Origin of the sequence: Streptomyces sp. NPDC050535, assembly GCF_044457665.1 — a bacterium.
Classification (GTDB): Bacteria; Actinomycetota; Actinomycetes; order Streptomycetales; family Streptomycetaceae; genus Streptomyces.
The window spans coordinates 57090-83791 of sequence record NZ_JBITHE010000028.1; the positions used below are offsets into that span (position 1 = coordinate 57090).

The 26702-nt window shown below is 70.5% G+C and carries 22 protein-coding genes; 15 read left to right on the plus strand and 7 right to left on the minus strand.

Annotated elements, in window-relative coordinates; all coding sequences use genetic code 11:
- The first annotated feature begins 52 nt into the window (after positions 1-52).
- The 3 genes from ACIBLC_RS37215 (at position 53) to ACIBLC_RS37225 (ending at position 5733) form a co-directional block, all read left to right on the plus strand.
- Positions 53-1891 carry an alpha-galactosidase D gene (locus tag ACIBLC_RS37215; protein WP_399215870.1) on the plus strand — a complete coding sequence of 613 codons (1839 nt, stop codon included), beginning with the start codon at positions 53-55 and terminating at the stop codon, positions 1889-1891.
- Between the two features lie 165 nt (positions 1892-2056).
- The gene (locus ACIBLC_RS37220) at positions 2057-4489 is read left to right on the plus strand and encodes a glycosyl hydrolase family 95 catalytic domain-containing protein (RefSeq protein WP_399215871.1); all 2433 of its coding nucleotides are present in this window, start codon (positions 2057-2059) and stop codon (positions 4487-4489) included.
- Positions 4486-5733 carry an SGNH/GDSL hydrolase family protein gene (locus ACIBLC_RS37225; protein WP_399215872.1) on the plus strand — a complete coding sequence of 416 codons (1248 nt, stop codon included), beginning with the start codon at positions 4486-4488 and terminating at the stop codon, positions 5731-5733. Before ACIBLC_RS37220 ends, ACIBLC_RS37225 begins: the two co-directional genes overlap by 4 nt.
- Before the next feature lie 29 nt (positions 5734-5762).
- On the opposite strand, the gene ACIBLC_RS37230 is transcribed toward ACIBLC_RS37225, so the two are convergent.
- Positions 5763-7559, minus strand: coding sequence for a coagulation factor 5/8 type domain-containing protein (locus ACIBLC_RS37230; protein WP_399215873.1), 1797 nt, complete (start codon positions 7557-7559; stop codon positions 5763-5765).
- Positions 7560-8003: 444 nt separating this feature from the next.
- Between ACIBLC_RS37230 and ACIBLC_RS37235 the strand changes: the two genes are divergently transcribed.
- The 5 genes from ACIBLC_RS37235 to ACIBLC_RS37255 all read left to right on the plus strand — a co-directional run bounded on the left by ACIBLC_RS37235 (position 8004) and on the right by ACIBLC_RS37255 (position 13741).
- A complete protein-coding gene (locus tag ACIBLC_RS37235; RefSeq protein ID WP_399215874.1) occupies positions 8004-8876 on the plus strand; it encodes a universal stress protein in 873 nt (290 codons plus the stop codon).
- 375 nt (positions 8877-9251) lie between these two features.
- The gene (locus ACIBLC_RS37240; protein ID WP_399215875.1) at positions 9252-10247 is read left to right on the plus strand and encodes a LacI family DNA-binding transcriptional regulator; all 996 of its coding nucleotides are present in this window, start codon (positions 9252-9254) and stop codon (positions 10245-10247) included.
- Between the two features lie 156 nt (positions 10248-10403).
- Positions 10404-12290, plus strand: coding sequence for a discoidin domain-containing protein (locus tag ACIBLC_RS37245; protein WP_399215876.1), 1887 nt, complete (start codon positions 10404-10406; stop codon positions 12288-12290).
- A 127-nt stretch (positions 12291-12417) separates the two neighbouring features.
- On the plus strand, positions 12418-13020 hold the full coding sequence (locus ACIBLC_RS37250; protein ID WP_399215877.1) for a hypothetical protein: 603 nt from the start codon (positions 12418-12420) through the stop codon (positions 13018-13020).
- Positions 13021-13030: 10 nt separating this feature from the next.
- The gene (locus ACIBLC_RS37255; RefSeq protein ID WP_399215879.1) at positions 13031-13741 is read left to right on the plus strand and encodes a fibronectin type III domain-containing protein; all 711 of its coding nucleotides are present in this window, start codon (positions 13031-13033) and stop codon (positions 13739-13741) included.
- A 3-nt stretch (positions 13742-13744) separates the two neighbouring features.
- Here the strand turns inward: ACIBLC_RS37255 and ACIBLC_RS37260 are convergent, their stop codons facing one another.
- On the minus strand, positions 13745-14113 hold the full coding sequence (locus ACIBLC_RS37260) for a hypothetical protein (RefSeq protein ID WP_399215880.1): 369 nt from the start codon (positions 14111-14113) through the stop codon (positions 13745-13747).
- 107 nt (positions 14114-14220) lie between these two features.
- Here ACIBLC_RS37260 and ACIBLC_RS37265 point away from each other — a divergent pair, with 107 nt between their 5' ends.
- A complete protein-coding gene (locus ACIBLC_RS37265) occupies positions 14221-14892 on the plus strand; it encodes an NUDIX domain-containing protein (RefSeq protein WP_399215881.1) in 672 nt (223 codons plus the stop codon).
- A gap of 116 nt (positions 14893-15008) precedes the next feature.
- The gene (locus ACIBLC_RS37270; RefSeq protein ID WP_399215882.1) at positions 15009-15995 is read left to right on the plus strand and encodes an aldo/keto reductase; all 987 of its coding nucleotides are present in this window, start codon (positions 15009-15011) and stop codon (positions 15993-15995) included.
- Positions 15996-16010: 15 nt separating this feature from the next.
- On the opposite strand, the gene ACIBLC_RS37275 is transcribed toward ACIBLC_RS37270, so the two are convergent.
- Complete coding sequence (locus ACIBLC_RS37275; protein WP_399215883.1) at positions 16011-18548, minus strand: SpoIIE family protein phosphatase; 2538 nt, start codon at positions 18546-18548, stop codon at positions 16011-16013.
- Between the two features lie 190 nt (positions 18549-18738).
- Positions 18739-19671 carry a LysR family transcriptional regulator ArgP gene (locus ACIBLC_RS37280; RefSeq protein WP_399215897.1) on the minus strand — a complete coding sequence of 311 codons (933 nt, stop codon included), beginning with the start codon at positions 19669-19671 and terminating at the stop codon, positions 18739-18741.
- Between the two features lie 69 nt (positions 19672-19740).
- Between ACIBLC_RS37280 and ACIBLC_RS37285 the strand changes: the two genes are divergently transcribed.
- From ACIBLC_RS37285 to ACIBLC_RS37300, 4 genes are all read left to right on the plus strand, one after another.
- Positions 19741-20352 (plus strand): LysE/ArgO family amino acid transporter, encoded by a 612-nt coding sequence (locus tag ACIBLC_RS37285; protein WP_399215884.1) that lies wholly within the window; start codon positions 19741-19743, stop codon positions 20350-20352.
- A gap of 113 nt (positions 20353-20465) precedes the next feature.
- Positions 20466-21776: an MFS transporter gene (locus tag ACIBLC_RS37290; RefSeq protein WP_399215885.1), complete on the plus strand. Its 1311-nt coding sequence runs from the start codon at positions 20466-20468 to the stop codon at positions 21774-21776.
- 37 nt (positions 21777-21813) lie between these two features.
- The gene (locus ACIBLC_RS37295) at positions 21814-22632 is read left to right on the plus strand and encodes a methyltransferase domain-containing protein (RefSeq protein WP_399215886.1); all 819 of its coding nucleotides are present in this window, start codon (positions 21814-21816) and stop codon (positions 22630-22632) included.
- A 109-nt stretch (positions 22633-22741) separates the two neighbouring features.
- On the plus strand, positions 22742-23119 hold the full coding sequence (locus ACIBLC_RS37300) for a DUF6479 family protein (RefSeq protein ID WP_399215887.1): 378 nt from the start codon (positions 22742-22744) through the stop codon (positions 23117-23119).
- 16 nt (positions 23120-23135) lie between these two features.
- Here ACIBLC_RS37300 and ACIBLC_RS37305 read toward each other — a convergent pair whose 3' ends face one another.
- The gene (locus tag ACIBLC_RS37305) at positions 23136-24077 is read right to left on the minus strand and encodes an ATP-dependent DNA ligase (protein WP_399215888.1); all 942 of its coding nucleotides are present in this window, start codon (positions 24075-24077) and stop codon (positions 23136-23138) included.
- Positions 24078-24193: 116 nt separating this feature from the next.
- Positions 24194-25087, minus strand: coding sequence for a Gfo/Idh/MocA family protein (locus ACIBLC_RS37310; RefSeq protein ID WP_399215889.1), 894 nt, complete (start codon positions 25085-25087; stop codon positions 24194-24196).
- A 217-nt stretch (positions 25088-25304) separates the two neighbouring features.
- Here ACIBLC_RS37310 and ACIBLC_RS37315 point away from each other — a divergent pair, with 217 nt between their 5' ends.
- Positions 25305-26093, plus strand: coding sequence for a PIG-L deacetylase family protein (locus tag ACIBLC_RS37315; protein WP_399215890.1), 789 nt, complete (start codon positions 25305-25307; stop codon positions 26091-26093).
- Positions 26094-26102: 9 nt separating this feature from the next.
- Here ACIBLC_RS37315 and ACIBLC_RS37320 read toward each other — a convergent pair.
- Positions 26103-26702 (minus strand): alpha amylase C-terminal domain-containing protein (locus ACIBLC_RS37320; RefSeq protein WP_399215891.1); only part of this gene is annotated, 600 nt, incomplete at its 5' end.

Below are 26702 nucleotides of genomic sequence, written 5' to 3' on the forward strand. Positions count from 1 at the left end.
CCGTGTCCCAACCGTCCCGCTGACACCATCCCCTTACCTGGAGGTCCGACCCATGCGGTCATCCTCGTACTCCGCCATGCCCGGAGCCCTCTCGCGCTCCGGCCGCCGCGCCACAAGAGCCGCGCTCGTCGTCGCCCTCACCGCGGGTGTCGCGACGGCAGTCCCGGCGGCCCGGGCGGACACACCCTCCGCGACCCCGGCCGCCACCAGCACCGCCCTGGCCGCCAAGCCCTACATGGGCTGGTCGAGTTGGAGCATGCAGTCGTCCAAGTACCCGGGCCTCAACCCGGACGGCGACTACAGCTATCTCACCGAGGCGAACGTCCTCAAGCAGGCGAAGGCCCTCTCCTCGAAGCTGAAGGCGTACGGCTACGAGTACGTCAACATCGACGCCGGCTGGTGGATGGACAAGGATTGGAAGTCCGGGTTCGACCAGTACGGGCGGCAGAAGTCCGACCCGGTCCGCTTCCCCAGCGGCATGAAGTCGGTCGCCGACCGCATCCACTCCCTGGGCCTCAAGGCCGGCATCTACCTGCCGGTCGGTCTGGAGAAGGGCGCGTACAACGACGGCAAGACGCCGATCTGGAACGCCGAGGGCTGCACCACGGCCGACATCGTCTACGGCGACCTGCGCACCACCAACGGCTGGGACAGCGCGTACAAGATCGACTTCTCTGACCCCTGCGCGCAGAAGTACATCGACTCCCAGGCGCGGCAGTTCGCCGACTGGGGCTACGACTTCCTCAAAGTGGACGGCGTGGGCCCCGGCTCCTTCAAGTCCGGTGACAACTACGACAACGTCGCCGACATCGCGGCCTGGCAGAAGGCCATCGCCACCGCCGGCCGCCCGATCCACCTCGAGCTCTCCTGGTCGCTCGACATCAACCACGCCGCCGACTGGAAGAAGTACTCCAACGGCTGGCGCATCGACACCGACATCGAGTGCTACTGCAACACCCTGGTCACCTGGGAGAACTCGGTCGACGACCGATGGGACGACGCCCCCGCGTGGAGCAACAAGGCGGGCCCCGGCGGCTGGAACGACCTCGACGCCCTCGACGTCGGCAACGGCGAGATGGACGGCCTCACCAAGGCCGAGCGGCAGAGCTACATGACCCTGTGGGCCATCAGCAAGTCGCCCCTCTACACCGGCGACGACCTCACCAAGCTGGACAGCTACGGCGTCTCCCTGCTGACCAACAAGGAAGTCATCGCGGTCGACCAGAGCGCCTCGCCCGTCGCACGGCCGGTCACCTCGGTCAACGACCAGCAGGTATGGGGCACCAGGAACGCCGACGGAAGCCACACCGTCGCCCTGTTCAACCTCGGTGACTCGCCGGCCTCCGTCACCGCCAACTGGGCGTCCTTCGGGTTCACCGGCAACGCCTCCGTACGCGACCTGTGGAACAAGTCGAACCTCGGCACCCACAAGAACAAGATCACCGCGACGCTGCCCGCGCACGGCTCGCGGCTGTTCACCGTCAAGCCCGCCGGCGGCACTCTGGCGACCACGAGCTACGAGGCGGAGGACGCTGCCAACACCCTGTCGGGCAACGCCTCCGTCGCCGGATGCGACGCCTGCTCCGGCGGGAAAAAGGTCGGCAACCTCTACAGCGGCGGCAAGGTGCGGTTCAACAACGTCACCGTGCAGAAGGACGGGATCTACACCGTCAAGGTCGCCTACGTCAGCGGCGACGCCCGCTCGGTGAACGTCTTCTCCAACACCGGTAACGGCAGCGGCCAGAAGTTCCCCTCCACGGGCGACTGGAGCACGGCCGAGACCGTGAGTGTCCAACTGGCGCTGAAGGCGGGCGCGAACACCATCACCTTCGACAGCGGCAGCGGATACGCGCCGGACATCGACAGGATCGTCGTACCGAAGTCCCTCTGAATAACGCAGCCCCGCTGATCTGCTTCCCGCGGGGCCCGGTGAGACGACCCGGGCCCCGCGGGAACCGGCCCCGCGCCTACGGTCCGTTCTCTCCCACAGGCACACGAGCCGTTCCGTAGCCGTCCTTTCTCCACAGCCGTTCCCGCACGAGCCGTTCCCCCGGATATGGAGTGCACAACCGTGGACATCCAGCACACCGAACCTCGCGACAACCAGCCCAGCCGTAGGGGCTTCCTCGCCATCGCCGCCGCTGCCGGCGCGGGCACCGCACTGGGCGGCCTGCCCGCCTTCACCGCCTCGGCGGCACCCCTGCGTCCCACCGAGTCGCCCATGCTGTCCGGGACCGCCGCCGTGAAGAACCAGCTGTGGTGGCAGGCCCCCGGCTCCCCCGACTCGATGATCGAGCAGGGGCTGCCGGTCGGGAACGGGCGCCTCGGCGCGCTCGCGAGCAACGACCCGGCCGCCGAACTGCTGATGATCAGCGACGCCACTCTGTGGACCGGCGGTCTCAACGACAAGCCGGAGAGTGACGGCCAACTCCCTTACGGCCGCGACGACTTCGGCTCCCTGACCCTGCTGGCCAAGCTCACCGTCGCGATCCCCGACCACGACCTGGGCAACGTCAACGACTACCGTCGTACGCTCGACCTGGCCCAGGGCCTGATCAGCACGTCGTACGAGATCTCCGGCGTCACCTACCGCCGCCAGATCTTCGCCAGCCGTCCCGACGACGCCATCGTCCTGCACTTCGACCAGCAGGGCGGCGGCTCCTACACCGGCACGGTGTCCCTCGCCGGTACCCACGGCGAGACCACCACCGCCAACAGTGCGGGACGGTACGCGTCGTTCGGCGCCGCGTTCGCCAACGGCCTGAAGTACGGCGCCGCCATCACCGCCTACAGCGGAACCGGCCGGGTCCGCGTGGACGGTACGTCGATCTCCTTCAGCGGCTGCAGGGACCTCACCGTCGTGTTCAGCGGCGGCACCAACTACGCGCCCGACGCCGCCGCGAAGTACCGCGACCCATCCGTGGACCCGCAGCGCCTGGCCAGGACCAAGGCGCTGAACGCGGCCCGTCACTCGGCGAGCACGCTGCTGCACACGCATGTCGCCGACTTCCGTCCCCTGTTCGGGCAACTGGACATCAACCTCGGCGCCTCGTCCGACGCGCAGCGTGACTTGGACACCTGGGAGCGGGTGCAGGCACGCTACCGGGACGACGTTCCCGACCCGGAACTCGAGGCCGCCTACCTCCAGTTCAGCCGCTACCTGATGATCTCCGGATCGCGCGGCAGCCTGCCGATGGGTCTCCAGGGCCCGTGGCTGGACGGCAACGACCCGGACTGGATGGGCGACTACCACACCGACATCAACATCCAGATGAACTACTGGATGGCCGACCGGGCGGGCCTCTCCGACTGTTTCGACGCCTACACGGACTACTGCGTCACGCAGTTGCCCGACTGGACCGACGTCACGCAGCGGCTGTTCAACGACTCGGCCAACAGGTTCCGCAACTCCAGCGGCAAGGTCGCCGGCTGGAGCGTGGCCTTCTCCACCAACCCCTATGGCGGAAGCGGCTGGTGGTGGCACCCGGCCGGCAACGCCTGGCTGTGCCAGAGTCTGTTCGAGCACTACGAGTACACCCAGGACCGCGCCCACCTCGAGAAGATCTACCCCCTGATCAAGGGAGCCGTGGAGTTCTGGGAGGCCCGCCTCGTCACCACGACCGTCACCGACGCCTCCGGGGCCGAGCGCGAAGTTCTGATCGACGACAGCGACTGGTCGCCCGAGCACGGCCCGCAGGACGCCAAGGGCCTCACCTACGCCCAGGAACTGGTGTGGGGCCTCTTCGGAAACTTCCACACCGCTTCCAAGTCGCTCGGGAAGGACGCCGCCTACCGGAAGACCATCGACGGTCTGCGCGAGCGCCTCTACCTGCCCGTGGTCAGCCCCACGACCGGCTGGCTGGAGGAGTGGATGTCGCCCGACAACCTCGGCGAGACCACCCACCGGCACCTTTCCCCGCTCATCAACCTGTTCCCCGGCGACCGGATCCGCCCCGACGACTCCACGCCGAAGGACATCCTCGACGGCGCCACCGCCCTGCTCACCGCGCGCGGCATGAACAGCTTCGGCTGGGCGAACGCCTGGCGCAGCCTGTGCTGGGCGCGGCTGAAGAACGCGGACAAGGCGTACCAGCTGATCGTCACCAACCTGAAGCCGTCGGTGGACGGCGGCAACGGCAGTTCGATGAACCTCTTCGACATCTACGAGGTCGAGAAGGGCCGGGGCATCTTCCAGATCGAGGCCAATTTCGGTACCGCCGCCGCGGTCATCGAGATGCTGCTCTACTCGCGCCCGGGACACATCGAGCTGCTGCCCGCGCTGCCCGCGGCCTGGGCGGCATCCGGCTCCGTGTCCGGCGTGGGTGTCCGCGGCGGCTTCGTGGCCGACCTCAGCTGGAAGAACGGCAAGGTCACGCGGCTGAAGCTGAGGAGCGTCGGCGGCCGTGCCACGACCGTCGTCGCGGGTGGCGCCTCACGGAGGATCAGCCTCAAGTCCGGTGAGTCCGTCACGCTGCGGAACCTGGGATGAGGGCCGCCTTCCGCCGGCGCCTGCTGGCGGGCGCCGCCTTCGCGCTGGTCGTGGCGGTCTGTGGCCCCCTGACCTCCTCATCCGCGGCGGAGCGGCTGTCTCCGCCGCGGGCGTCGACGGCGACTCCGGCCGCCGCGAAGGGCAAGCACCCCGTGGTCACCTGGGGCGCGAGCGCCGACCGGCAGGGCGAAGGGCCCGCCGACCGCAGCTACCGGCTGATCGTGCGCACCAGCGTCGGCGGCTCGAACATGCGCATACGGCTGTCCAACGCGTTCGGCGATAACCCGGTGACCTTCGAGACCGCGTACGCGGGGCTCCAGAGGCAGGGTGCGGAGCTGGTCCGCGGCTCCAACCGGAAACTGTCCTTCGGCGGCTCGGGGTCAGTCACTGTCCCGGCCGGGGAGACCGTGCTCAGCGATCCGCTGCCCGGGAAGCTGGCCGCCCAGGCGAATCTGGTCATCAGCCTGTACGTGACGGGTGCGAAGGGACCGACGACCGGCCACGGCATGGCCATGCGGACCAACTACGCCACCGCGGGCAACCACGCCGCCGAGGAGGGCGCGGCCGCTTGGACCGACCCGATGGGGTCCTGGTACTGGCTGGACGCCGTCGACGTGGAGACCTCCACGTCCATCGGCGCGCTGGTGGCCCTCGGCGACTCCATCACCGACGGATGGCAGTCCAGCACCGACCTGAACCGGCGCTGGCCCGACTACCTCTCCCGTCGGCTCCAAGTGGCGAACACCCCGGTCAAGGGTGTCGCCAACGAGGGGATCTCAGGCAACAAGGTGCTGGCGGACGGCGCCGGGCAGAGCGCGCTGAACCGGCTGCAACGCGATGTGCTCTCCCAGCCCGGCGTGCGCACGGTCTTCCTGTTCGAGGGGGTCAACGACATCAAGGCCCATTCGGGCGTCACGGCCCAGGACATGATCGACGGCTATCGGAAGATCATCGATCAGGCCCACGCGGCGGGCAAGTGCGTCGTCGGCTCCACCATCGCCCCCTTCAAGGGCTGGTCCGAATGGGACGCGGCGGCGGAGTCGGTACGACTTGAGGTCAACCAGTTCGTCAGGGAGAGCGGCGAGTTGGACGCCGTCACCGACTTCGACAGGATCCTGCGCAGCCCCTACGACCACGAGAGGATCTCCCCGTTCTTCGACAACGGCGATCACCTGCACCCCAATGACAAGGGGATGGCGGCGATGGCCGACGCGGTCGACATCGGGAGCCTGACCTCGTGCTGAGGTGAGGCCAGGCTCCGCGGACGGCGCGGTCAGGGGTAGGAGACCACCGTGGACGGCACGGTGGTGGTTCCCGAGGTCGGCGAACCGGTGTCGTTGATGACACGCTCGTACTGCCCCTGGCCGCCCAGCGAGACGACGAGCAGGTTGTGGAACTTCACGCCCGCTGTGTTCGGCGCCGCGAATCCGTGGTGCTGGAGGATCGACGGATTCACGTTGTAATAGCAGTAGCTGCCCAGGCCCCAACCCTCGTGCGTGGTCACGGAGTCGGCGACCTTGTAGGCCGCGAACCCCTTGATGGAGCCGTTCTGGATGGCGGCCTGGTTCGGCGCGTCGTACGCCTTCTCGTTCTGGAAGAAGATCGTGCGGCCGCCCTGGCCGTACCACTGGACGTCGTACTTGTTGAAGTGCTCGACGAACAGCCCGGTCGCCAGTACGTCGTTGCCGTTGACGCGGACGCCGTAGTCGGCCCGGTTGGTCTCCCAGCCGACTCCGGCACCGTGGTCGGCGCGCCAGACCCAGGTGTGGTCGATGATCGTGTTGCGGCTGTTGATCACGATGCTGGTGGTGGCCTTGCCGGCGCCCGCGCCGCCGATCCGGACGAAGACGTCCTGCACGGTGGTCGGGTTGACGGAGTGGTTCGCCGAGGCCCCGGTGGGCCCGACCTCCAGCAGGGTGGCCGAGTTGACGGGGCCCGCGTCGATGAGGAAGCCCGCGAGGCGCACTCCGTCGACGTCGGCGACCTTGAGCGCGGTGACGCCGTTGTCCGGGATCAGGGTGGCGTAACCGAGGCCGAGCACCACGGTGTTGGCGCGATTGACCTGGATCGGCCGGTCGAGGTGGTAGATCCCCGGCGTCAGGATGAGATGGAGGCCCTGGGTGAGTGCTTCGTTGAGGGTGGCGGCGGTGACCCCGGGCCTGGCCACGTAGAACTGGGTCAGGGGCAGTGACGTACCCCTCGGGGTGCCGTTGCCCCAGGTGGTACCGCGCGCGTTGACGCGCTTCTCCGGCAGGAAGACGCGGTACTCGCTGCCGTTGAGGTACAGGAAAGGCTTCTCGCGGGAGATCGGCGTGGTGGCGAGCGTGGTGTACGGCGGGTTCGGGAAGGTCTGCGCGGGGGCGCCCTCCACGCCCGAGAACACCATGTTCCAGACCGCGTTGAGCCAGCCGCCCACAAAGCTGTCGCGGGTGTACCACTGCTGCTGCGAGTACGGTCCGACCGTGCCGTCGATCCGGCTGTCGGCGATGTAGCCGCCGCTGGCCCAGCCGTACCCGTTGGGGGAGAGGTTGAGACCGCCCCTGACGTGCATCCGGCGGAAGGGGGCGGCCTGGGCGACGGCCCACCGGTTGGTGCCGTTGACGGGGACGACCGCGAGATTCTCGGCCGAACGCCAGAAGTTCTGGGTGGCGTTGCCCGCGAACCAGCCCGCGTCGACGGTGATGTCGCCGTTGATCGTCGTGTCGTCCGGGGACAGGCCGAGGCCCGAGATCGAGGTGTAGAAGCCGAGTTGGGCGTTGAGCCCGTTGTAGGTACCCGGCTTGAAGAGGAACTGGTAGCGGCCCGTGCCGAACTGGGCCGACTCCTGAGCTCTGAAGACCTCGTCCAGCTTGGCCTGGATACCCGGGGTCGAGGGGTCGAAGACGATGACGTTCGGGCCGAGGTCACCGCCGCCCGGCAGGGCCAGCGGCTTGGCGGGTGCGGCGCCCGCCGTCGAGGCGGACAGGCCGAGCAGCGCGGGCGCGGCAGCGGCCGCGGCCATCGCTCCGAGAACGGACCTGCGAGCGGGGGACTGACCGGAGTCCGAGGAATCTGTGAAGGCAGAGGGCATGGGGGGCAACTCTCCTGGTTCAGGAAGTGAACGATGGAAGGTGCGGGGAGCGCTCTCTTGCCGATGCATGCTTCATCCGTGTGAACCAGGCGTCAAGAGTTGTGACCGGAGTCCCGGATGTTGTTGCTTAATGAACCGTCAACTGGGCGGTATTGTTCGGCATTTCATGCCTGTTTGGGGCATCACGGCCTCTCGCGCCGCGCGGAGATCGCCTTCAAAAGGTGCGCGGACGACGGGCTCCGCCCCAGGCGCGACCCGGCGGCTCACGCGCACCCCGCCGACCTGCACGCCATGCGTAGAGAGCGCTCTACGGCGGCGAATCGCCGGGCCGTTAAGGTGCGGGGAGGAGTGGACCGGCTCCTACGTCGGAGGATGCCGCTCCGGAGTCCAGTGATAACGGAGAGGCCGGTGGGGCCTGTGAGCCGGCGACAGAGAGGCGGACGTATGACGCACCCGATCACCGTGGGCGTGGACGGATCGGACGAGAGCCGGGCCGCGGTGGAGTGGGCGGCCTGGGAAGCCGTCCGGCGCGGACTGCCCCTGCGGGTGGTGTACGCCTGGAACGGCCCGTCGCACGAGGCGGTCGGTGGCCCGGATCCCGCGGAACAGGCGAGCTGGGCAGAGGCCCTGGCGCGGGCGGCCGCGCGGACGGCCACCGAACAGCACGCGGACCTGTCGGTCTCGGCCGAGGTCCTGGACGGCGGCCCCGTCGACTCGCTGGTCGCCGCGGCGGCGGAGGCCGAGACGCTGGTCCTCGGTTCGCGCGGACACGGAGCGATCGTGGGCTTCCTGCTCGGTTCGGTGGGCCAGCAGGTGATCGCCGAGGCCGCCAGTCCGGTCGTGCTGGTGCGTGCCGACGACCGTGCCGAGTCAGAGGCGGCCGGCCGCGAGATCGTCGTGGGCCAGCGGGGCGCTCCGGACGACAGCGCCGCCGGCCTCCGGTTCGCGTTCGAGACGGCCGCCGCCCGTGGCGCCTCCGTGCGCGTCGTCCGTGCGTGGAGCCTGCCGCCGGTGTTCGCCTACAGCCCCGGCTCGCTGAAGCTGCTCGACGAGGCCGGGGGCCTGGAGCCGTTGGAGAAGAAGGCTCTCGCCGAAGCGGTCGACCCGTGGCGTGAACGGTTCCCCGACGTGCCCGTCACCGAGTACGTCGAGATGGGCAGCGCCGGACAAGTCTTGCTCTCGCTGGCCGCGCGGGCCCAGCTGATGGTCGTCCAGCGCCGCGCCGAGCCCTCGGCGGTGGGCTCACGGATCGGTTCGGTGGCCCACGCGGTGATGCACCACGCGCCGTGCCCGGTGGCGGTGGTCCCGCACGCCTGAGTGTCGCGACATAGAGGCCGGGCGCCTGGGTGACCAGGTGCCCGGTGCGGGCGGGCTCGGTGCACGCGGCCTTGGTGAAGGCGGTACCGGTGCACAACTCCACGCCAGGCCGACGCACTTGCGCTCGCGCGGACGGCACAGCGCGTGAGGCGGAACGCACGATGATCGTGTCAGGTATGGCCCCACCACGGCCTCTTTCCCGTTCAAGTCCCGTAGGCAACGGCGGCGCCCGGGTCGATCCGAAGTAGTTTTGGCGTGAAGTATTGACGGCAACATGACAGTCCGGTTGACTCGCCGCCCAGTGCCGGAACCGGTTCCGGTACCGGTGTCGGCACTGGGCGCGAAGGCGCGATCCCCGTGTTCCGGGAGGCAGTCATGGCTGTGACCATCGCGGATGTGGCCCAAGCGGCCGGCGTGAGCAAGACGACCGTCTCCCGGGTGCTGAACACCCGGGGCGAGGTCGACGCGTCTACGGCCGCCCGGGTCCGCGAGGTCATCAACCGCATGAACTACGTGCCCAGTTCGGGCGCGGTCGGCCTGGCCCGGGGCAGCAGCAGGACCGTCGGGATGCTGGTGCCCTCGCTGACCTGGCCGTGGATGGGCGAGGTACTCCAGGGTGTGGTCGACACCGTGGAAGCCGCCGACTTCGGCCTGCTGCTGTTCACCTGCAACCGGGGTACCGAGTCCGTCACCCGTTTCACCAGTCAGGTGTCGGCACGCGCTTTCGACGGGCTGCTCGTGGTGGAGCCGGAGAACACCCTCGACATGCTGACGGCGCTGCACCGCGAGGGCCTGCCGGTCGTCCTCATCGACGACCGTGGGCACCACCCCGAGTTCCCGTCGGTCACGGCCACCAACTTCGAGGGCGGGGCGTCGGCGGCCCGCCACCTCCTGGCGGCCGGCCGACGCAAGCCGCTGGTGCTCACCGGCCCCGCGCGGTTCGGCTGCGTCCGCGACCGCCTCGCGGGGTTCCGCGCCGCCTGCGCCGAGCACGGCGTCGGGGTCGACCTGGTCGTCGAGGGCGACTTCACCGAGACCGACGGACGTCGGGTCGTACGCCGACTGATCGCCGAGGGGCGGGAGTTCGACGCGGTCTTCGCGCACAACGACCTCGCGGCGGTGGGCGTCATGGGAGCCCTGCGGGACGCCGGGTTCCGCGTGCCGAAGGACGTCGCCGTGATCGGCTTCGACGACATCCCGATGGCTCCGCACACCGAGCCCTCGCTCAGCACGGTCCGTCAGCCCATGCGGGAGATGGGGGAGACGGCCGCACGCCTGCTCCTCACCCGCCTGGCCGGCGAGGAGATCTCGACCACTCCCGTCGTCCTTCCCACGGAAATGATCACGCGCCGGTCGGCGCCGGCGGCCTAGAACCCCGCCGAGCAACCCACGCACTGCCGGGCGAACCACCGGCAGCACCCGAGCACGTCCGCGTCCGAGTTCCCCGGCACCACAGGACGTCGGCCTCACGCACCACCGCACGCCCGCACGGAGCACTGGCACCCCCAACTCCCTTAGGAGAGCCGCATGCCATCCAGTACCCCCCGCACGTTCATGACCGCACTGGCCACGCTGTCCGCACTGTCCCTGCTGGCAGCCGGCCAGGCCTTCGCCGGCCCGGCGGCCGAATCCGTCGCGGCCGTCGCGGCCTGGGACGCCGACCAGGCCGCTGCCGCCTACACGCTGAACCCCGCCTCGGTCACCGCCTCGGGAAGCGAGAACGCCGGCACCGCCCCGGGCCTCGCCTTCGACGGCAACGCGGGCACCCGCTGGTCCAGCCCGTTCGCGGACGACGCGTGGATCCGCGTCGACCTCGGCGCCACCCTCCGTATCGACCGCGTCGTCCTGGACTGGGAGGCGGCCTACGGCAGGAGATACGTCCTGGAGGTGTCCAAGAACGGCACCGACTGGACGCCCTTCTACACGGAGACCGCCGGCACCGGAGGATCGGTCACGGCGCACACCTACCCGCAGGAGGCCACCGGCCGCTACGTGCGGCTGCGCGGCGTCGAACGCGCCACGCCCTACGGGTACTCGCTGTTCGCCTTCAAGGTCTACGGCGGCGTCCCCGCCCCGGCCTCCACGACGCGTACGAACCTCGCCCTCAACCACCCCGCCTACTCCAACCTCTACCAGCACGCGGGCAACTCACCCGCCTTCGTCACCGACGGCGGCTGGCCCGCCGACCTCAAGGCCGACCAGACCCGCTGGTCCAGCGACTGGAACGCCAACCGCTGGGTCTCCGTCGACCTGGGCGCCACCTCGACCATCAGCAGCGTCGACCTGTACTGGGAGGCGGCCTACGCGGTCGACTACCAGCTCCAGGTCTCCGACGACAACGTGAACTGGCGCACCGTCCACCAGCCGTCCGCCGCCGAGGTCGCCGCCCGCCGCGCCGACGTCAAGTCCCCGGCGGACGCGGTGGGCCGCCGCGACACGGTCACGCTGCCGACGCCCGCGACCGGACGCTACGTGCGGATGCTCGGCAAGGAGCGCCGCTCCTTCTACAACCCGGCTCCCGCGACCGCCCAGTTCGGCTACTCCCTGTACGAGTTCCAGGTCTGGGGCACCGGAGGCAGCGCCTCGGCCGCCTACCCCGCCCTGCCCGGGGAGCAGCCGGGCACCTACCGGACGACGTTCTTCGACGACTTCACGGCGGCGAGCCTGGACCGCTCCAAGTGGCGGGTCGTGCGCACCGGTTACGAGATGGGCCCGGTCAACGGGGAGTCCCAGGCCTACGTCGACTCCACCGACAACATCGCCACCCAGAACGGCAGCCTCCTGCTGAAGTCCAGGTACTGCAACGACTGCACCCCGACACCGGCCGGAACCTTCGACTTCACCTCCGGCCGCATCGACACCAACACCAAGTTCGACTTCACCTACGGCAAGGTCAGCGCCCGCATCAAGCTGCCGGTCGGCGACGGCTTCTGGCCCGCCTTCTGGCTGCTCGGCAGCAACGTCGACGACCCGAACGTTTCGTGGCCCGCGTCCGGGGAGACCGACATCCTGGAGAACATCGGCTACGCGGACTGGACCAGCACCGCTCTGCACGGACCGGGCTACTCGGCCGACGGCAACATCGGCGCCCGCCAGACCTATCCCAACGGGGGCCGCGCCGACCAGTGGCACAACTACGCGGTGGAGTGGACGCCGACGGGCATGCGCTTCTACGTCGACGACGTGCTCGTCCAGGAGACGACACGCAACAAGCTGGAATCGACCCGTGGCCAGTGGGTCTTCGACCACAACCAGTACGTCATCCTCAACCTCGCCCTCGGTGGCGCCTACCCGGCGGGCTGGAACCAGGTCACCACGCCCTACTGGGGTCTGCCGCAGTCGAGCGTGGACAAGGTCGCGGCCGGGGGAGTGCGGGCCGAGATCGACTGGGTGCGCGTCGAGCAGAAGCGGTAATCCGGATCGCCCCGACCGGGCCCCTTGACGAATGGTTGGTCTAGTCCTACTTTCCTGGTCAACCGTTCAAAGACAGGACCGATGTTCACCTACGTGAACGTCGGCACCCCCCACTCAAGGAGCCCGGATGCTCACACGTCTTCGAACACTCGGTGTGGCCGGCGCGGTGTGCGCCTCGTCGCTGCTGGCCGCGCCCGGAGCCTTCGCGGAAGTGGAACCCGGCGGCTGGACATCGGTCTCGCCCACCTACACGGTCCAGGAGCGGGGGTGCGGTCAGGTCGACGGCCTGACGTTCACGCTCACCTGCTCCACCGCGAGCGGGGACCAGCGGGCCGAGCGACGGTACGCCACGTACACCGGCGGAACCCGGCAGTTCGAGGGCTACTTCAGGGTCGCCGGTCTCAGCGGCACCAGGATCAGCCTCAAGCAGACGTTCAACGAGTCGGCGGCCGGCCCGTACTTCATGCTCGCGGTCGAGCGCGGCGGCAGGCTCTACGCGGTCCACGGAGGCACCACGCTCTCCAACGCGGGCACCGTCGGAGCGACCGTCCGTGTCAACACGGTCCACCAGGTGGGCACTTCGCACCGCACCTACATCAACGGCTCGCTCAAGCACACCTATGCCAGCCCCTCCGGAAGCTTCTACGACAAGTTCGGCGCCTACCGCACCAGCAGCGGCGCGGGACCGGCGACCGTCGTATGGAGCAACATCAAGTTCTGGCGCAAGTAGCGGGCCCCGCATGCGGATACCCGTACAGGTCGCAGTGCCGGCGGTGCTCCTGCTGGCACTGTCGGCCTGCTCCGTGCCGCAGCGGGCAGGCGACGAGCCCGGACTGCGCGCTTCCCTCACCACTCCCACGGACATCGACCTCGACTGGCAGGAGGACAACCCGGAACCGTCCGGCCACGCGCTGGAGTTCGCCACCGAGCGGTCGGGCCCCTGGACCGTTCTCCAGTACCTGCCGCCCGGCGTGCGGACCTACCGGCACCCCGATCTCATGCCGGGCACGACCTTCTTCTACCGCCTGCGCGCCTTCGACGGCCCTGCCTCGGCCCCGCTCACCGTCTCCCTGCCGGAAGGCGAGATGACGAAAGCGGACGAGGACGCCGACCATGACTGGCTCCCCGCCCGCAAGGACCCGGGACGGGTCGTCCCGGGCCGCCCCCTCGACAGCTCCGGTGCCGGCGCGCCCACCGGATTCAAGGCCGTGGTCAAGCATGCGAACGGCATTCTCTTCACCTGGACGGACCACGCCTCCAACGAAGCGGGCTTCCTGCTCGAGGCCCGTATGCGGGGAAATCCCGGGTACGAGCCCCTCGTGGTCCTCGATCCCGACATCAACTCGACGGGACTGATCACCCTGCCCACGGAGAAGCGGGCGTCCTACCGAGTCCGCGCCTTCAGCTACGGCGAGCTGTCGAACACGGTCCGGTTGACCACCGGCGAATGACTCCTACGCGTTGTCGGCCCTGGACATGCGCAGGGCGAGATCCTGGAGCAGGTCGGCGGTCTTGACGTCGGTGCGTCCGGAGTCGTGGACGTCGGCGAGTTCGGAGAAGAGGAACGCGAAGGCGCCCACCAGCGAGATGGTGGCGGGCAGGTAGGCGTCCGCGACGGCCTGACCGGCCTCGGCCGGTCCGGCGTCGGAGGGCACTTCGACCCTGGGGAAGACTTCCGTCACGAGCGCGCCGAGCTGGGTCTCGGTCGACTCGACCTCGGCGTCGTCAGCGGCGTTGTCATCGGATTGGGCAATCCTGCGGACCATGGCGTTGGTCTCGGTGAGGACGCCGATGGCTCGCAGGATGATCTCCGTCTGTTCCATGCCGTGAGCCTAGACGGGGGATCCCCGGCTGTGGGTCCGGTGTTGAGGTCGTAATGGTAGACAGTGGGCGTGAACAACCTTTCCCGCTCCTGCCCGGACCGCGTCCGATGACCGCCGGCATCGACACTCCCGACCGCCGGGGCCGCACCGGACTCGACCGAGCAGGCCGCGACCTGACCGGAAATCCCCGGATCAAGATCCGGGACGTGACACTCCTGTCCAGCCACTGGTACGTGGCGCGCACCACGACCTTCGACTTCCAGCACGCCGACGGAACCTGGAGCACCCAGGAGCGCGAGACGCACGACCGCGGCAACGGAGCCACTCTCCTGCTGTACGACACCGAGCGCGAAACCGTGCTGCTGACCAGGCAGTTCCGCTACCCCGTGTACGTCAACGGCCACCCCGACGGGATGCTGGTCGAGACCCCGGGCGGACTGCTCGACGAGGACGACGAGCACCCCGAGGTCGCCGTACGGCGCGAGGTCGTCGAGGAGACCGGGCACACCGTCGGCGAGGTCCACCACGTCTTCGACGTCTATATGAGCCCGGGCTCGGTCACCGAGCGGGTCAGTTTCTACGCCGCCTCCTACGGCCCCTCGACCCGTACGCACGAGGGCGGCGGGCTGGACGAGGAGGGCGAGGACATCGAGATCGTCGAACTGCCCTTCCGGCGGGCCCTGGAGATGATCCGCACCGGCGAGATCGCCGACGCGAAGACCATCATGCTGTTGCAGTGGGCGGCCCTGGAGGGCCCTTTCAAGGGCTCCGCACGGTGAGACGTCGTGCCCTCGGCCCCGGCCCGGGGCACCGACGTCCTTGACTTGAAGTGCTCTTCAACATCCAGACTCCCGTTCGGACCCGGAGACTTCCGGATCCGAACGGGAGGCGACCCATGAAGTACCGCACGATCGGAACCGACCCGAAGACCCGCCGCGAGGTGAGCGTGCTCGCGCTCGGCGCCATGCTGTTCGGCTCGCGGACGGACGAGAAGAACTCCTTCGCCGTCCTGGACCGCTATGTCGAGGCGGGCGGCAACTTCATCGACACGTCCGACAACTACGCGTTCTGGACCGACGGCAGCCAGGGCGGGCACAGCGAGTCGCTGCTCGGCCGGTGGCGCCGCAGCCGCGGCGTCGGCGACGAGATCGTCATCGCCACCAAGCTCGGCGCCCGCCCCCTGACCCCCGGCACCGGATACACCGACAACCCGGAGGGCCTCTCCGCGAAGGTCATCCGCGAGGCCTCCGAGCAGAGCCGGGAACGCCTCGGCGTCGACAAGCTCGATCTGCTGTACGCCCACATCGAGGACCGGAAGGTCGACCCGCGGGAGACCGTGGAGGGGTTCGGCGAGCTCGTAGCGGAGGGGAGCGTCGGCCTGCTCGGGGTAAGCAACCACGCCCTCTGGCGGGTGGAACGGGCCCGGTCCCTCGCCGCGGCGGCGGGACTCCCCGGGTACGAGGTCCTCCAGTACCAGCACAGCCACCTGCGACCCCGCACCGACATCCCCGACGCGCTCTTCCCCGAGGGCAGCCTCGGCGGGGCGGGCGGCGAACTGTTCAGCTACCTGCGGGCCGAACCCGCCCTCACCCTGGTCGCCTACTCGCCGCTGCTGGCCGGCGGCTACGTACGACAGGACAAGCCGCTGCCGCCGGACTACGACCACCCGGGAACGCCGGCCAGGCTCGCCGCGCTCCAGGAGGTGGCGAAGGAGACCGGAGCGAGTGTGAACCAAGTGGTGCTGGCCTGGCAGATCGGCGGGCCGCTGCCGGTGATCCCGCTGGCCGGGGCGTCCACCGTGGCGCAGCTGGAGGAGAACCTGGCAGCCGTGGACCTGGGGCTGTCGGCGGATCAGCGGGCTCGGCTCGACGCGGCGCACTGACGGGAGCGGCCCGGTCTACCTGTCACCCTCGCCCGCGGCCCGGAGTGTGGTGAGCAGGAGGGCGATGTCGTCGGGTCGCTCGGTGGCCTGCCGGGCCTCCGCGGTGAGCAGGTCGGCCGCGGCGGACACGGAGGGCCCACCCGCCCGGCCGCGCCGCACGGACGCCCGGGCCAGGGTCGCCCGGAGACTTTCGACACCTTCGTCTATGTCGGTGCCGGGCCGTTCGACCAGGCCGTCCGTGTACAGGGCCAGCACGGCGCTGGGTTCCAGCAGCAGATCGGTCACCGGGTACTGGGCCTGCGGGTCCACGCCGAGCACCACCCCGCCGGGCAGGTCCAGGACCTCCGTACGGCCGTCGGGGTGGCGCAGCAGGGGTTGCGGATGTCCCGCCCGGGCGGCCCGCGCGACACCCGTGACCGGGTCCAGGCGGACATAGCAGCAGCTCGCGAACTGGCCCGGGTCGAGGTCGATGAGCAGTCGGTTGGTGCCGCTCATCACCTCGTCCGGGGACCGGTCGCTGAGCGCGAACGCCCTTACCGCACTGCGTAGTTGGCCCATGGTGGCGGCGGCCTGGACGCCGTGCCCCTGGACGTCGCCGATGACCAGGGCCAGTCCGTCGCCCGCCTCCACGACGTCGTACCAGTCGCCGCCCACGTCCATGCCCAGGGTGCCGGGCAGGTAGCGCCCGGCCGTGGTCACCAGGGGGTGTGCGGAGAGGCGGTGCGGCAGCAGGGCTTCCTGGAGTCCGCGTGCCAGGGCGGCCTCGTTGTCGTAGCGCCGGGCCCGCTCCAGGGCCTGGGCGATCAGTCCGGCGAGCGCCGTCAGTACCGTACGTTCCTCGGTGCTGAAGGTGCGGGAGCGGTCGAAGCCGAGGATGCAGGAGCCGACCGGTCGCCCCGAGGCGATCAGCGGGAGGAAGGCCCGGGCTCCCTCGTCGGCGTCCAGCGCGATGCCGGGATAGGCCGCGGCGAGCTGCTGCATCGACTCGTAGAAGAGCGGGCGGCCACTGGTGAGCGTCTCGACACCGGGCAGCCGGGCGTCGAGGGCGACGCCGTCGAAGGGGGCGAGGAAGCCCTCGGGGAAGCCCGTCTCCCAGGCCAGGTAGAGGCGCCGGTCCTGGAGCAGATAGATGGCGAGCCGGCGTCCGCCGAACGCGGGCAGCAGCTCGCGCATCACCACTTCGGACACCTGGCGTGCGGTCACCGCCTCGGTGAGCGCGATGGCCAGGACGATGGGCCGGTACAGCGCCGCCGTCGTGGGGGTGCCGTCCGCCGACTCGTCGACCTCGGCCGCCGTGTCCGTCGCCTCGAACGGGTCCGCCTCCGCGGCGTCCGCCACCCGGCCCATCGGCATCAGTTTGCACGTCAGACTGCCCGGTCCCGCGTAGACCGACAGCGTGAGCCACTCACCGCCGTGCCGCCCCGGTGTCTGCCCGGGGTCGTTCCCGTGCGGGCGTCTGACCTGGAAGTGCACCGGATCCGGCGACAGCAGGGCGCCGCGCACATGGTCCAGGTACGACGGCCGGTCCAGCCAGGGAACCGCCTCCCACAGCGGCCGCCCCAGCAACTCCGTCCGGGGCCGGCCGAGCAGTTCGGCGGCGCGCGGGTTGGCGTAGGTGATCAGTCCGAGCCGGTCGAGCGCGAACACCCCTTCCGGGAGGAGGTCCGCCGCCCGGTCCGCGGACGGTCCCGGGCCCGGGTCGACGAGCACGCCGCTCACCCGGTACGGACGTCCGGGTACCGCACTCGACGTCCACAGTGCCAGCAGACGCAGCCCGCCGTCCCGGGTGCGCACCGGCAGTGGCTGCGAGGGCGGCCGGCCGGCGGCCGTTTCCCGCAGCGCGGTCAGCAACAGCCGCGGATCCTCGTGCGACAACCTGTCGGCCAGTGCCTCCGGTGTGCCGGCGAAGCCGCCGGGCGTGGTGCCGAGAAGCTCCCACAGCGCGTCGTCCACGGTGACCGTGCCGACGGGGGAGTCCCAGGTGAACCCTCCGATGCACCGTGCGGCAGGACCGTCGGCGGGCGCCTGCACACACAGCGGCTCGTCGTCCCACACGACGACCCCGGGCCCGTCCTTGTCCAGCGCCGCCAGCGCGGCACCCAGCTCCTCGGCCACCGCCGTCATCCGGTCGCGGTCCGGCAGCACCTCGGTGGCGTCCGAGGCCGACGGGCGCAGGACCGTCAGGACCCCGAAGGACGTCGAGGCGCCCACTACAGGGACGTACAGGGAACCGAACGGGAAGGGCAGCCCGGCCGCGAGCTGCGGGTAGCGGCGCATCGTCTCCGTGGCATCGGCGAGCAGGACCTCCTCGCCGAGCCGATGGACGTCGGCGACGGGGAACGGCCGGTCCACATGCATCCGCCACCAGGGGCGGAACAGCTGACCCGGGAGGCCCGCGAGCACGGCCATCCGCAGCAGGCCGGGCGTGCTCGAACGCAGATAGACGCCTCCCGCGAAGCCGCGGGCCGCCCGCACCGCGTCCGCCACGGCCCCGCTCAGCAGGGCGGGCAGGCTATCCAGCGCCTGGACCTCACGCTCGGCGCTCCCATTCATCGGTCTGCCCTCGTCCGCCCGCCGTCAGGGAGGTATCACAGCAAGAATGCGCCCGACAGGCCCCTGACCGCACCTCGACGCCCACCGGAGCACGGGTCGCGCCGGTCGCTTCCGGCGGCCGAGGTCTGTTGTGCCCAGCGCGAAGATACCGGCTACAGACGAATTCAGGAGCCGCTCGTCGGCGAGTGATTCAGAAATCGGGTCCGGCGCGGAGAGTTCCGGGCGTGAGCGTCTCGGCGGCGACGTCCGCCACCGTCGTCGCCACCGCGGCGAGCGCGGGGAAGTCGAGTTTCCACTGCTGCCAGAACAGCGGAACGTCGACGCCCCGGTCCGGCGCGAGGTTGACCAACTCCCCGGCGCGCAGCAGTGGTTCGGCCTGCACCTCGGGCACCATGCCCCAGCCCACTCCGGCGGCGACGGCAGCGACGAACCCCTCCGAGGTGGGCACGTGGTTCCGCAGCGCGCTCGCGTCGGACCCGCCCCGCAGGCCGCGGACGAAGTCGTCCTGGAGGTCGTCGTTCCGGTCGAAGACCACCACCGGGGCGTCGGCGATCAGGTCGCGCAGGGCCGCGACCGTCCCAGCGCCGAACCATCGCTCGGCGAACTCGGGGTTCGCCGTCGGCAGGTACCGCATGCGGCCGAGGGCGCGGACGGAACAGCCCGGCACCGGGTCGGGCGACGACGTCACCGCCGCCATCACCACCCCTTCGCGCAGCAGCGCGGCCGTGTGATCCTCGTCCTCCCGGCGCAGCTCGAAGCAGATCCCCAGCTCCCGCGGCACGCGGGTGAGCGCAGGCAGGAACCAGGTCGCCAGCGAGTCCGCGTTCACCGCGATCGACAGCCGGGTCGGCCCGCCGGAGCCGGTCATGCCCAGCTCGGCATGCGTGTCGCGCTCCAGCCGGGCCAGCTGGCGCGCGAAGCGCACCACGACCTCCCCGGACTCGGTCGGACGCACCGGCTTCGTCCGTGTCAGCAGCACCCGGCCGGTGCGATGCTCCAACGCCTTGACGCGCTGGCTGACCGCCGACGGCGTCACATGGAGCGTGCCGGCCGCCGCGTCGAAGGTGCCCTCGTCGACGACCGCGAGGAGCGTGCGCACCTGGTCGAAGGGGAGTTCTGTCATCACGGGTGCTAATGATACGTAAGAATCTTTAGCTGTACTCTTGGCGGCGGGCTTTCTAGCGTTTGTCCCATGACAGACGCCCTGACCACCGCGGCGGCCGGATTCGGCGCCGGCCTCTCCCTCATCGTCGCCATCGGCGCGCAGAACGCCTTCGTCCTGCGCCAGGGCATCCGCCGCGACGCCGTACTCGCCGTGGTGGGTATCTGCGCGCTGTCCGACGCGGCGCTCATCGCCCTGGGTGTCGGCGGGGTCGGCGCGGTGGTCGTGGCCTGGCCCCCGGCGCTCACCGCGGTCGGTCTGATCGGCGGGGTGTTCCTGCTCGGTTACGGCTTCCTCGCCGCGCGACGGGTCCTGCGCCCCTCCGCCCTGGCGGCGGCGGCCCGGCCGGCGGACTCGCGGCGCCGCGTGCTGCTCACCTGCCTGGCGCTGACCTGGCTCAACCCGCACGTCTACCTCGACACCGTGTTCCTGCTCGGCTCCCTCGCCGCGGATCGAGGGCCGGCGCGCTGGACCTTCGGACTGGGGGCGGTCGTGGCGAGCCTGTGCTGGTTCGCCGCGCTGGGGTTCGGGGCCCGGCTGCTCAGCCGCTTCCTGGCCCGGCCGTCGTCCTGGCGGGTACTGGACGGCCTGGTCGCCATCACGATGATCGCCATGGGCACGATGCTGATCGCGGAAGCCTGACCGTCACGTCCCGGCGCGGGCGGCCGAGGACGAACCCCACCGACACCCGCGCCTCGCGCTCGGCCATAGTGATCCCTGCAAGGAAAAAGATGTAGCGAGCAACCAGGACGAGCGTGGACACGAGCAAGCACGATACGGACAGCGATTCCGCGGCGGACGACGGGACACCGGGACCGGTGCCGGCGGACAGACGCGGATGGCGCCGCTGGGCGATGGACACCCGGCCGCTGCGGCGCCCGGCGTTCCGCCGCCTGTGGTCCTCGACCATCGTCACGGCCGTCGGCAGCCAGCTCACCGCGGTCGCCGTGCCCAAGCAGATCTACGACATCACCGGCTCCTCGGCATGGGTGGGCTACGCGAGCATCGCCGGTCTGCTGCCCCTGGTGGTCTTCGCCCTGTGGGGCGGTGCGATCGCCGACAGCGTGGACCGGCGCAAGCTGCTCCTCGTCACCAACACCGGCATGGCCGTCACGTCGGTCCTCTTCTGGATACAGGCCGCCACCGGACTCGGCTCGGTCCTCGTCCTGATGGTGCTGCTCGCCCTCCAGCAGGCGTTCTTCGGCCTGAACTCCCCGGCCCGCCAGGCCTCCATCGCCCGGCTGGTCCCCAAGGACGAACTGCCCGCGGCCAACGCGCTCGGCTCCACCGTCATGCAGACGGGTCTGGTCGCCGGACCGCTGCTGGCCGGCGCGCTCATCCCCGTCATCGGCCTGGCCGAGCTCTATCTGCTCGACGCCGTCGCGCTGTGCGTCACCGTGTGGGCGGTCGTACGGCTTCCCGCGCTGCCGCCGCTGTCGGCGACGGCGTCCAGGCGAGCCGGATGGCGCGAGGTCGCCGCCGGATTCCGCTACATCGCGGGGCACAAGGTGCTGCTGCTGTCCTTCCTCGCCGACATCATCGCCATGGTCTTCGGCATGCCCCGCGCCCTGTTCCCGCAACTCGCGGCACAGACGTACGCGCCCTACGGCGAAGGGCTCGCGCTCGGTCTGCTCTTCGCGGCGATCCCCATCGGCGCGGTGCTCGGCGGCCTGTCGTCGGGCACGTTCTCCCGGATTCGCAGGCACGGCCTGATGGTGATCGCCGCGGTGGTGGCCTGGGGTGCGGCCATCACCGGGTTCGGGCTGAGCACCAGCCTGTGGGTGGCGGTGGTCTTCCTCGCCGCGGCCGGGGTCGCCGACATGGTCTCCATGGTCTTCCGCGGCGCGATCCTGCTCTCCGCCGCGACGGACGAGATGCGCGGCCGTATGCAGGGCGTGTTCACGGTCGTCGTCGCGGGCGGCCCCCGTCTCGCCGACGTCCTGCACGGAACCGCCGGCTCGGTCTTCGGGGCCCGCGCCGCGGTCGTCGGCGGCGGGCTGCTGGTGATCGCCGCCACGCTCGTCCTGGCCACCGCGACACCGGCTCTGAGGCGTTACACGATCTGACGGCGGAGCCCCCCGAGTTGGTCATAGAGTGACCGCCATGGGGGACACACGACCTACCTCGGATTTTCACGCGCGGAACATCACCGCCGAGAGCGTTGCCCGGCTGGTGGCGGCCCTGGACGCCCAGGACACCAACGACGGCGTGGGGCGGTTGCGCGCCTGGGCGCACACCGCGCTCGACGCGCGCCCCGGCGAGCGGGCGATCGACATCGGCTCGGGCACCGGCTCGCAGACCCAGGCACTGGCGGCCGCCGTCGCCCCGCACGGTGAGGTCCTGGGCATCGAGCCGAACGCCGGGATCCGCATGGTGGCCGAGCAGCGCGCGGTCGAGGCCGGCAGCCAGGCCCGTTTCGTGGACGGCGACGCGCTCACCCTGCACCTGCCCGACTCCTCGGTCGACATCGTGTGGTGCGAGCGGGTCCTCCAGCACCTCCTGGAGCCCGAGAAGGCGGTCGCCGAGATCGCGCGGGTACTGCGCCCCGGCGGCCGCGTCGCTCTCCTCGACACCGACTGGGCGACCACGATCCTGCACCCCGGCGACCCCGACACCATCGCGGCGCTCACCTCGGGCGCGCTGGACGCGGCGGCCGACCCCTACTCCGGGCGCAAGCTGGTCGGCAGGCTGACGGCGGCCGGGCTGGTGATCGACGACCGCGGATCACAGGCGCTTCTCCAGGACCACACCTCCGTGGCCTGGCCGCTGATCCGCATGCTGGGCGATTCCGCCGTAAGCCGCGAACTCATCACCGAAAAACAGCGCGACCTTCTGTACGCGGACATCACGGAGGCCGCCGAGCAGGCGGCGCTGCACATGTCGGTGACGATGTTCGGAGCGGTCGCGCACCGGCCCTGGTAAAGACAGCGGATTGGGCGAATAAGAGCGTTCGGCGGAATATAAGAAATCAGCCGTCGCCGAACGGAGTACTCAGCGGGTTTTTCCCTGCCTTTGGGGGTACCCGAGCAAAATGAACACGGCGAGCTATGAAGTAATTGCAGCGAGCGGGGCGCTGAAGGCGGGCGCTGCTTTCATCGGCGGCCTCATCATCGTCGCCGGCCTGATCTGGGCCGTCCGGCTGGGCATCAAAGTGCGAGGCGACGAGCCGCCGCGCCCCACCCCGGACGAACAGCCCACCCTTCCCGCCTCCGGTCCGACTCACGAAATGCGGGAGAGGCGGGAACCCGACGAGGTACCGCACGCCGCGGACGAGAGCGAGCGGCTGAAGCCGACCCAGATGCACTCCTCGGGGAGCAGGCCCGCCGATGACCAGAGCCGACAGCGCTGGGGCAGCGGCTCCGGTCGCGACAGCGGGGGCACCGGCTCGGACGGTTCGGCTCAGACCTGACCCCTGAGTGCCGCCTCTAGGGAAAATCGGCCGACGAGTCCTCGGGAGCCAGGTCGGTGCGCAGACGGAGCCAGGACGGCTGGCGCAGCAAGCCGGCTTTCGTGAAAGTGCTGTAGCGCACCTCGCCGACGAGTCGAGGCGCCACCCAGTGCGCTCCGGCCACCGGGGGTACGCGGTCGAAGGGGCAGGTGTCCGTCTCGGCGGCCCGCAGGAGCTGGGCGAGCTCCGACCGCTCGGTCTCGCTCCAGCCGGTCCCCACGCTCCCGGCGTAGCGCAGCCGCCCGGCGTCCCGCATGCCCACGAGGACGGCGCCGGGCAGCCCCGACAGCCGCCCCCTGCCGGGGACCCAGCCGCCGACGACGACATCCACGGCCCGTACGTTGCGGATCTTGATCCAGGCGCGTGAGCGCACGCCGGGCTCGTACAAGGAGTCCAGCCGCTTGCACACCAGCCCCTCCAGGCCGCTCTCCCGTGTCGCCCGCAACGCCAGCTCCCCGTGGCCGACGAGCGCGGCCGGCGTCGACCAGAACGGTCCGCCGAGGGCGAGCCCTTCCAACTCCAGCCGCCGCCGCACATAGGGGAGTGAGGTCATGTCCTCCCGCAGACGCATGACGTCGAACAGGACAAGGTGCGCGGGCGTCTGAGCGGCGCGCTGAACGGCCTTGGCGGGCGACCTGGCCAGCCCCATACGGGACTGGAGGAGCTGGAAGTCACCGCGCCCCTGCTGGTCCAGGACCAGTACCTCACCGTCCAGGACCGCTGGGGTCGCGCCGAGGACGCCCCCCAGCGCACCGAATTCCGGGTACGCGGCCGTGATGTCCTCCCCGGACCGCGCACGCAGTACGAGGCTGCCGTCCCCGGGCAGATAGATCACGGCACGCTGGCCGTCGTGCTTGGTCTCGTAGGCCCACCGTGCGTCCTGCGCGGCGGCGGGCAGGACACCTGGCGTGGCGAGCATGGGAGCGATCCGGGGCAGTCTCACAGGTGTGTTGTCGACAGGCGGCTGGGCGCCCACTCGCCCCCGCCCGCTCATTCGCCTGAACGGCGTCGCCCCGTGAGCCCGGGTGCTCCGCCCTATGCCTCCAGAGCCTGGGCCATCAGGGTCTGGAGGTGCAGCCCGCGGTGGACGTCGAGCTCACCGGACTTTCCGGTGCGTACGGCGGTGGCGAACTCCCGGCGCAGCACGGGCAGGCTCTCTTCGTGGTCGATGTCTGCGCCGTCGTACACGAGCGCGGGATGCGGCCCGAAAAGCTCGATCCGGGTGATGCCCTCCTCGACGTTGACCGACCCCGAAAGTGAGGCCTGGCTCACCGCTCCGCTCGCGTGTTCGCAGGTGAGCTCGATCCAACGCCGTGGGTCTCCGGTGCCGCGCACCCGCACAATGGGCCCCATGGCCGCGTCCAGCAGGTCCAGAACGTGCGGTCCGAGGTCCAGCAGGGCCCCGTGTTCGAGGCGCCAAGGTGTCGCGAACTCGCCGCCCAGGAAGGCGCCGGTCACCATGCATGCCCGTGCTCCCACCGCGTCGACGCTCTGCGCCGCCGCCAGGAACCGCCGGGTGGACGGGTTGTAACGGCTCGTCAGGACGACCTGGGAGACGACGCCTGCCGAGTCGACGGCATCCACGAGGCGCTGCGCCGAAGGCAGGTCCATCGCGAGCGGCTTCTCCAGGAGCAGCGCCTTGCCCGCCGCCGCGGCACGGCAGGCGAGCTCCGCCTGCACGAAGGGCGGAACCGCGAAGGCGACCGCCTCGCAGGTGTCGAGCAGTTCCTCGAAGCTCGCGGCGACCTCGGCTCCGTAGGGTGCGGCTGTCTCGTGGGCCGCCTCCGCCCGGCGCGCCCACACCGCGGTCAGCTCGGTCTCGGGCCCGGCGGCAAGCACGCGCGCGTGCACGCCGCGCGCCCAGGGCCCGGCGCCGACGAGCCCGACCTTGACTGGTGAATGGGTCCAGGGAAGAGAGGCGCCGGTCACGAGAGATCTCCTTTGCGGTGTGAGCGGACCAACTTCATCACGACGCGGACGGCTTGGACCAGGGGGGTGGCCACTGGCGCGAAAGCGACGGCGGAGTCCGTGAGGACACTCCCCGGGGGCCGACCGGGTGGCGTCCGGCCCGGCGCGCACCGGCGTGCGGGACCTGCCTGCTCGCGCCTCTGTCCGCGACGGTGTGTCCCACGCCATCATTCGGTGCATGAATCCCACACAGGACAAACCAGGCGCTGCGGACGGCCCCGCACTTCCCGCGCTCCCGGAGGACTGGCAGCGATGTCTGGCCGTGGCCGCCCACCCGGACGACATCGAGTACGGCACCGCGTGCGCCGTCGCCCGCTGGACCGCGCAGGGCAAGGACGTCACATACCTGCTGGCGACCCGCGGCGAAGCCGGCATCGACGCCATTCACCCGGACCGGGCGGCGCCCCTGCGGGAGGCCGAGGAGCGGGCCGGGGCCCGTCAAGTCGGCGTCGACACCGTCGAGTTCCTCGATCACCGCGACGGCGTCGTCGAGTACGGGCTCGCGCTGCGCCGTGACATCGTGCGGGCGATGCGCCGCCTCCGGCCCGAGATCGTGGTGTCGGGCGCGTTCACCGTGCGCATGATCGGCGGTCTCACGAACCAGGCGGACCACCGCGCGGTGGGCCTCGCCACCCTGGACGCGGCACGGGACGCGGGAAACCGCTGGATCTTCCCGGAACTGGCCGACGAGGGGCTCGAACCCTGGAACGGGATTCGGATGGTGTGCTTCGCCGGCCCCCAGCAGCCCACCCATGCCGTGGACGTCACCGGCGACCCCCTCGAGCGAGGGATCGCCTCGCTCGAGGCACACGCCGAATACACCAAGGGCCTCGGCGCCGGTGCCTTCGAACCGCGGCCGTTCCTGACCTGGGCGGCCGGCATGGGCGGACCGGCCCTGGGCGTCCGGTCCGCGGTCCTCCTCGACGTCCACCAGCTCATTCCCGAGGGTCCGCCGCCCTGGGTGTAGGGGCATGTCCTAGGCGGGGCGGAGCCAGATGGTGGCCAGTGGGGGGAGGGTGAGGCGGATGCCTGCCGGGTGTCCGTGGACGGGGTGGGGTTCGGGCTTGAGGGGGTCGGGGTTGGTGACGTCGCTCCCGCCGTAGCGGAGGGTGTCGGTGTTGAGGACCTCCTGCCAGGCGGGGATGTCCTCGGGGACGCCGATGCGGTAGTCGTGGCGGACGGCGGGGGAGAAGTGGGTGACGGCGAGGAGGGGCGTGCCGTCCGCGGCGTGGCGCAGGAAGGCGAAGACGTTGTCGTCGGCGGAGTCGCCGGTGATCCAGGAGAAGCCGGACGGGTCGGTGTCGCGTTCCCAGAGCGCGGCCTCGTCGCGGTAGACGGTGTTCAGGTCGCGGACGAGGTCCTGGACACCGCGGTGGTCGGACTCGGCGCCGTAGGCGGGGTCGAGGAGCCACCAGTCGGGTCCATGGGCTTCGTTCCATTCATCGCCCTGGGCGAACTCCTGGCCCATGAAGAGGAGTTGTTTGCCGGGGTGGGCCCACATGAAGGCGAGGTAGGCGCGCAGGGTGGCGCGTTGCTGCCACCAGTCGCCGGGCATCTTGGAGACGAGTGAGCGCTT

Coding starts and splice junctions, on each gene's coding strand:
- ACIBLC_RS37215 (WP_399215870.1), top strand. CDS start 53: ATGCGGTCATCCTCGTACTCCGCCATGCCCGGAGCCCTCTCGCGCTCC.
- ACIBLC_RS37220 (WP_399215871.1), top strand. CDS start 2,057: ATGGAGTGCACAACCGTGGACATCCAGCACACCGAACCTCGCGACAAC.
- ACIBLC_RS37225 (WP_399215872.1), top strand. CDS start 4,486: ATGAGGGCCGCCTTCCGCCGGCGCCTGCTGGCGGGCGCCGCCTTCGCG.
- ACIBLC_RS37230 (WP_399215873.1), bottom strand. CDS start 7,559: ATGCCCTCTGCCTTCACAGATTCCTCGGACTCCGGTCAGTCCCCCGCT.
- ACIBLC_RS37235 (WP_399215874.1), top strand. CDS start 8,004: ATGACGCACCCGATCACCGTGGGCGTGGACGGATCGGACGAGAGCCGG.
- ACIBLC_RS37240 (WP_399215875.1), top strand. CDS start 9,252: ATGGCTGTGACCATCGCGGATGTGGCCCAAGCGGCCGGCGTGAGCAAG.
- ACIBLC_RS37245 (WP_399215876.1), top strand. CDS start 10,404: ATGCCATCCAGTACCCCCCGCACGTTCATGACCGCACTGGCCACGCTG.
- ACIBLC_RS37250 (WP_399215877.1), top strand. CDS start 12,418: ATGCTCACACGTCTTCGAACACTCGGTGTGGCCGGCGCGGTGTGCGCC.
- ACIBLC_RS37255 (WP_399215879.1), top strand. CDS start 13,031: ATGCGGATACCCGTACAGGTCGCAGTGCCGGCGGTGCTCCTGCTGGCA.
- ACIBLC_RS37260 (WP_399215880.1), bottom strand. CDS start 14,113: ATGGAACAGACGGAGATCATCCTGCGAGCCATCGGCGTCCTCACCGAG.
- ACIBLC_RS37265 (WP_399215881.1), top strand. CDS start 14,221: ATGACCGCCGGCATCGACACTCCCGACCGCCGGGGCCGCACCGGACTC.
- ACIBLC_RS37270 (WP_399215882.1), top strand. CDS start 15,009: ATGAAGTACCGCACGATCGGAACCGACCCGAAGACCCGCCGCGAGGTG.
- ACIBLC_RS37275 (WP_399215883.1), bottom strand. CDS start 18,548: ATGAATGGGAGCGCCGAGCGTGAGGTCCAGGCGCTGGATAGCCTGCCC.
- ACIBLC_RS37280 (WP_399215897.1), bottom strand. CDS start 19,671: ATGACAGAACTCCCCTTCGACCAGGTGCGCACGCTCCTCGCGGTCGTC.
- ACIBLC_RS37285 (WP_399215884.1), top strand. CDS start 19,741: ATGACAGACGCCCTGACCACCGCGGCGGCCGGATTCGGCGCCGGCCTC.
- ACIBLC_RS37295 (WP_399215886.1), top strand. CDS start 21,814: ATGGGGGACACACGACCTACCTCGGATTTTCACGCGCGGAACATCACC.
- ACIBLC_RS37300 (WP_399215887.1), top strand. CDS start 22,742: ATGAACACGGCGAGCTATGAAGTAATTGCAGCGAGCGGGGCGCTGAAG.
- ACIBLC_RS37305 (WP_399215888.1), bottom strand. CDS start 24,077: ATGCTCGCCACGCCAGGTGTCCTGCCCGCCGCCGCGCAGGACGCACGG.
- ACIBLC_RS37315 (WP_399215890.1), top strand. CDS start 25,305: ATGAATCCCACACAGGACAAACCAGGCGCTGCGGACGGCCCCGCACTT.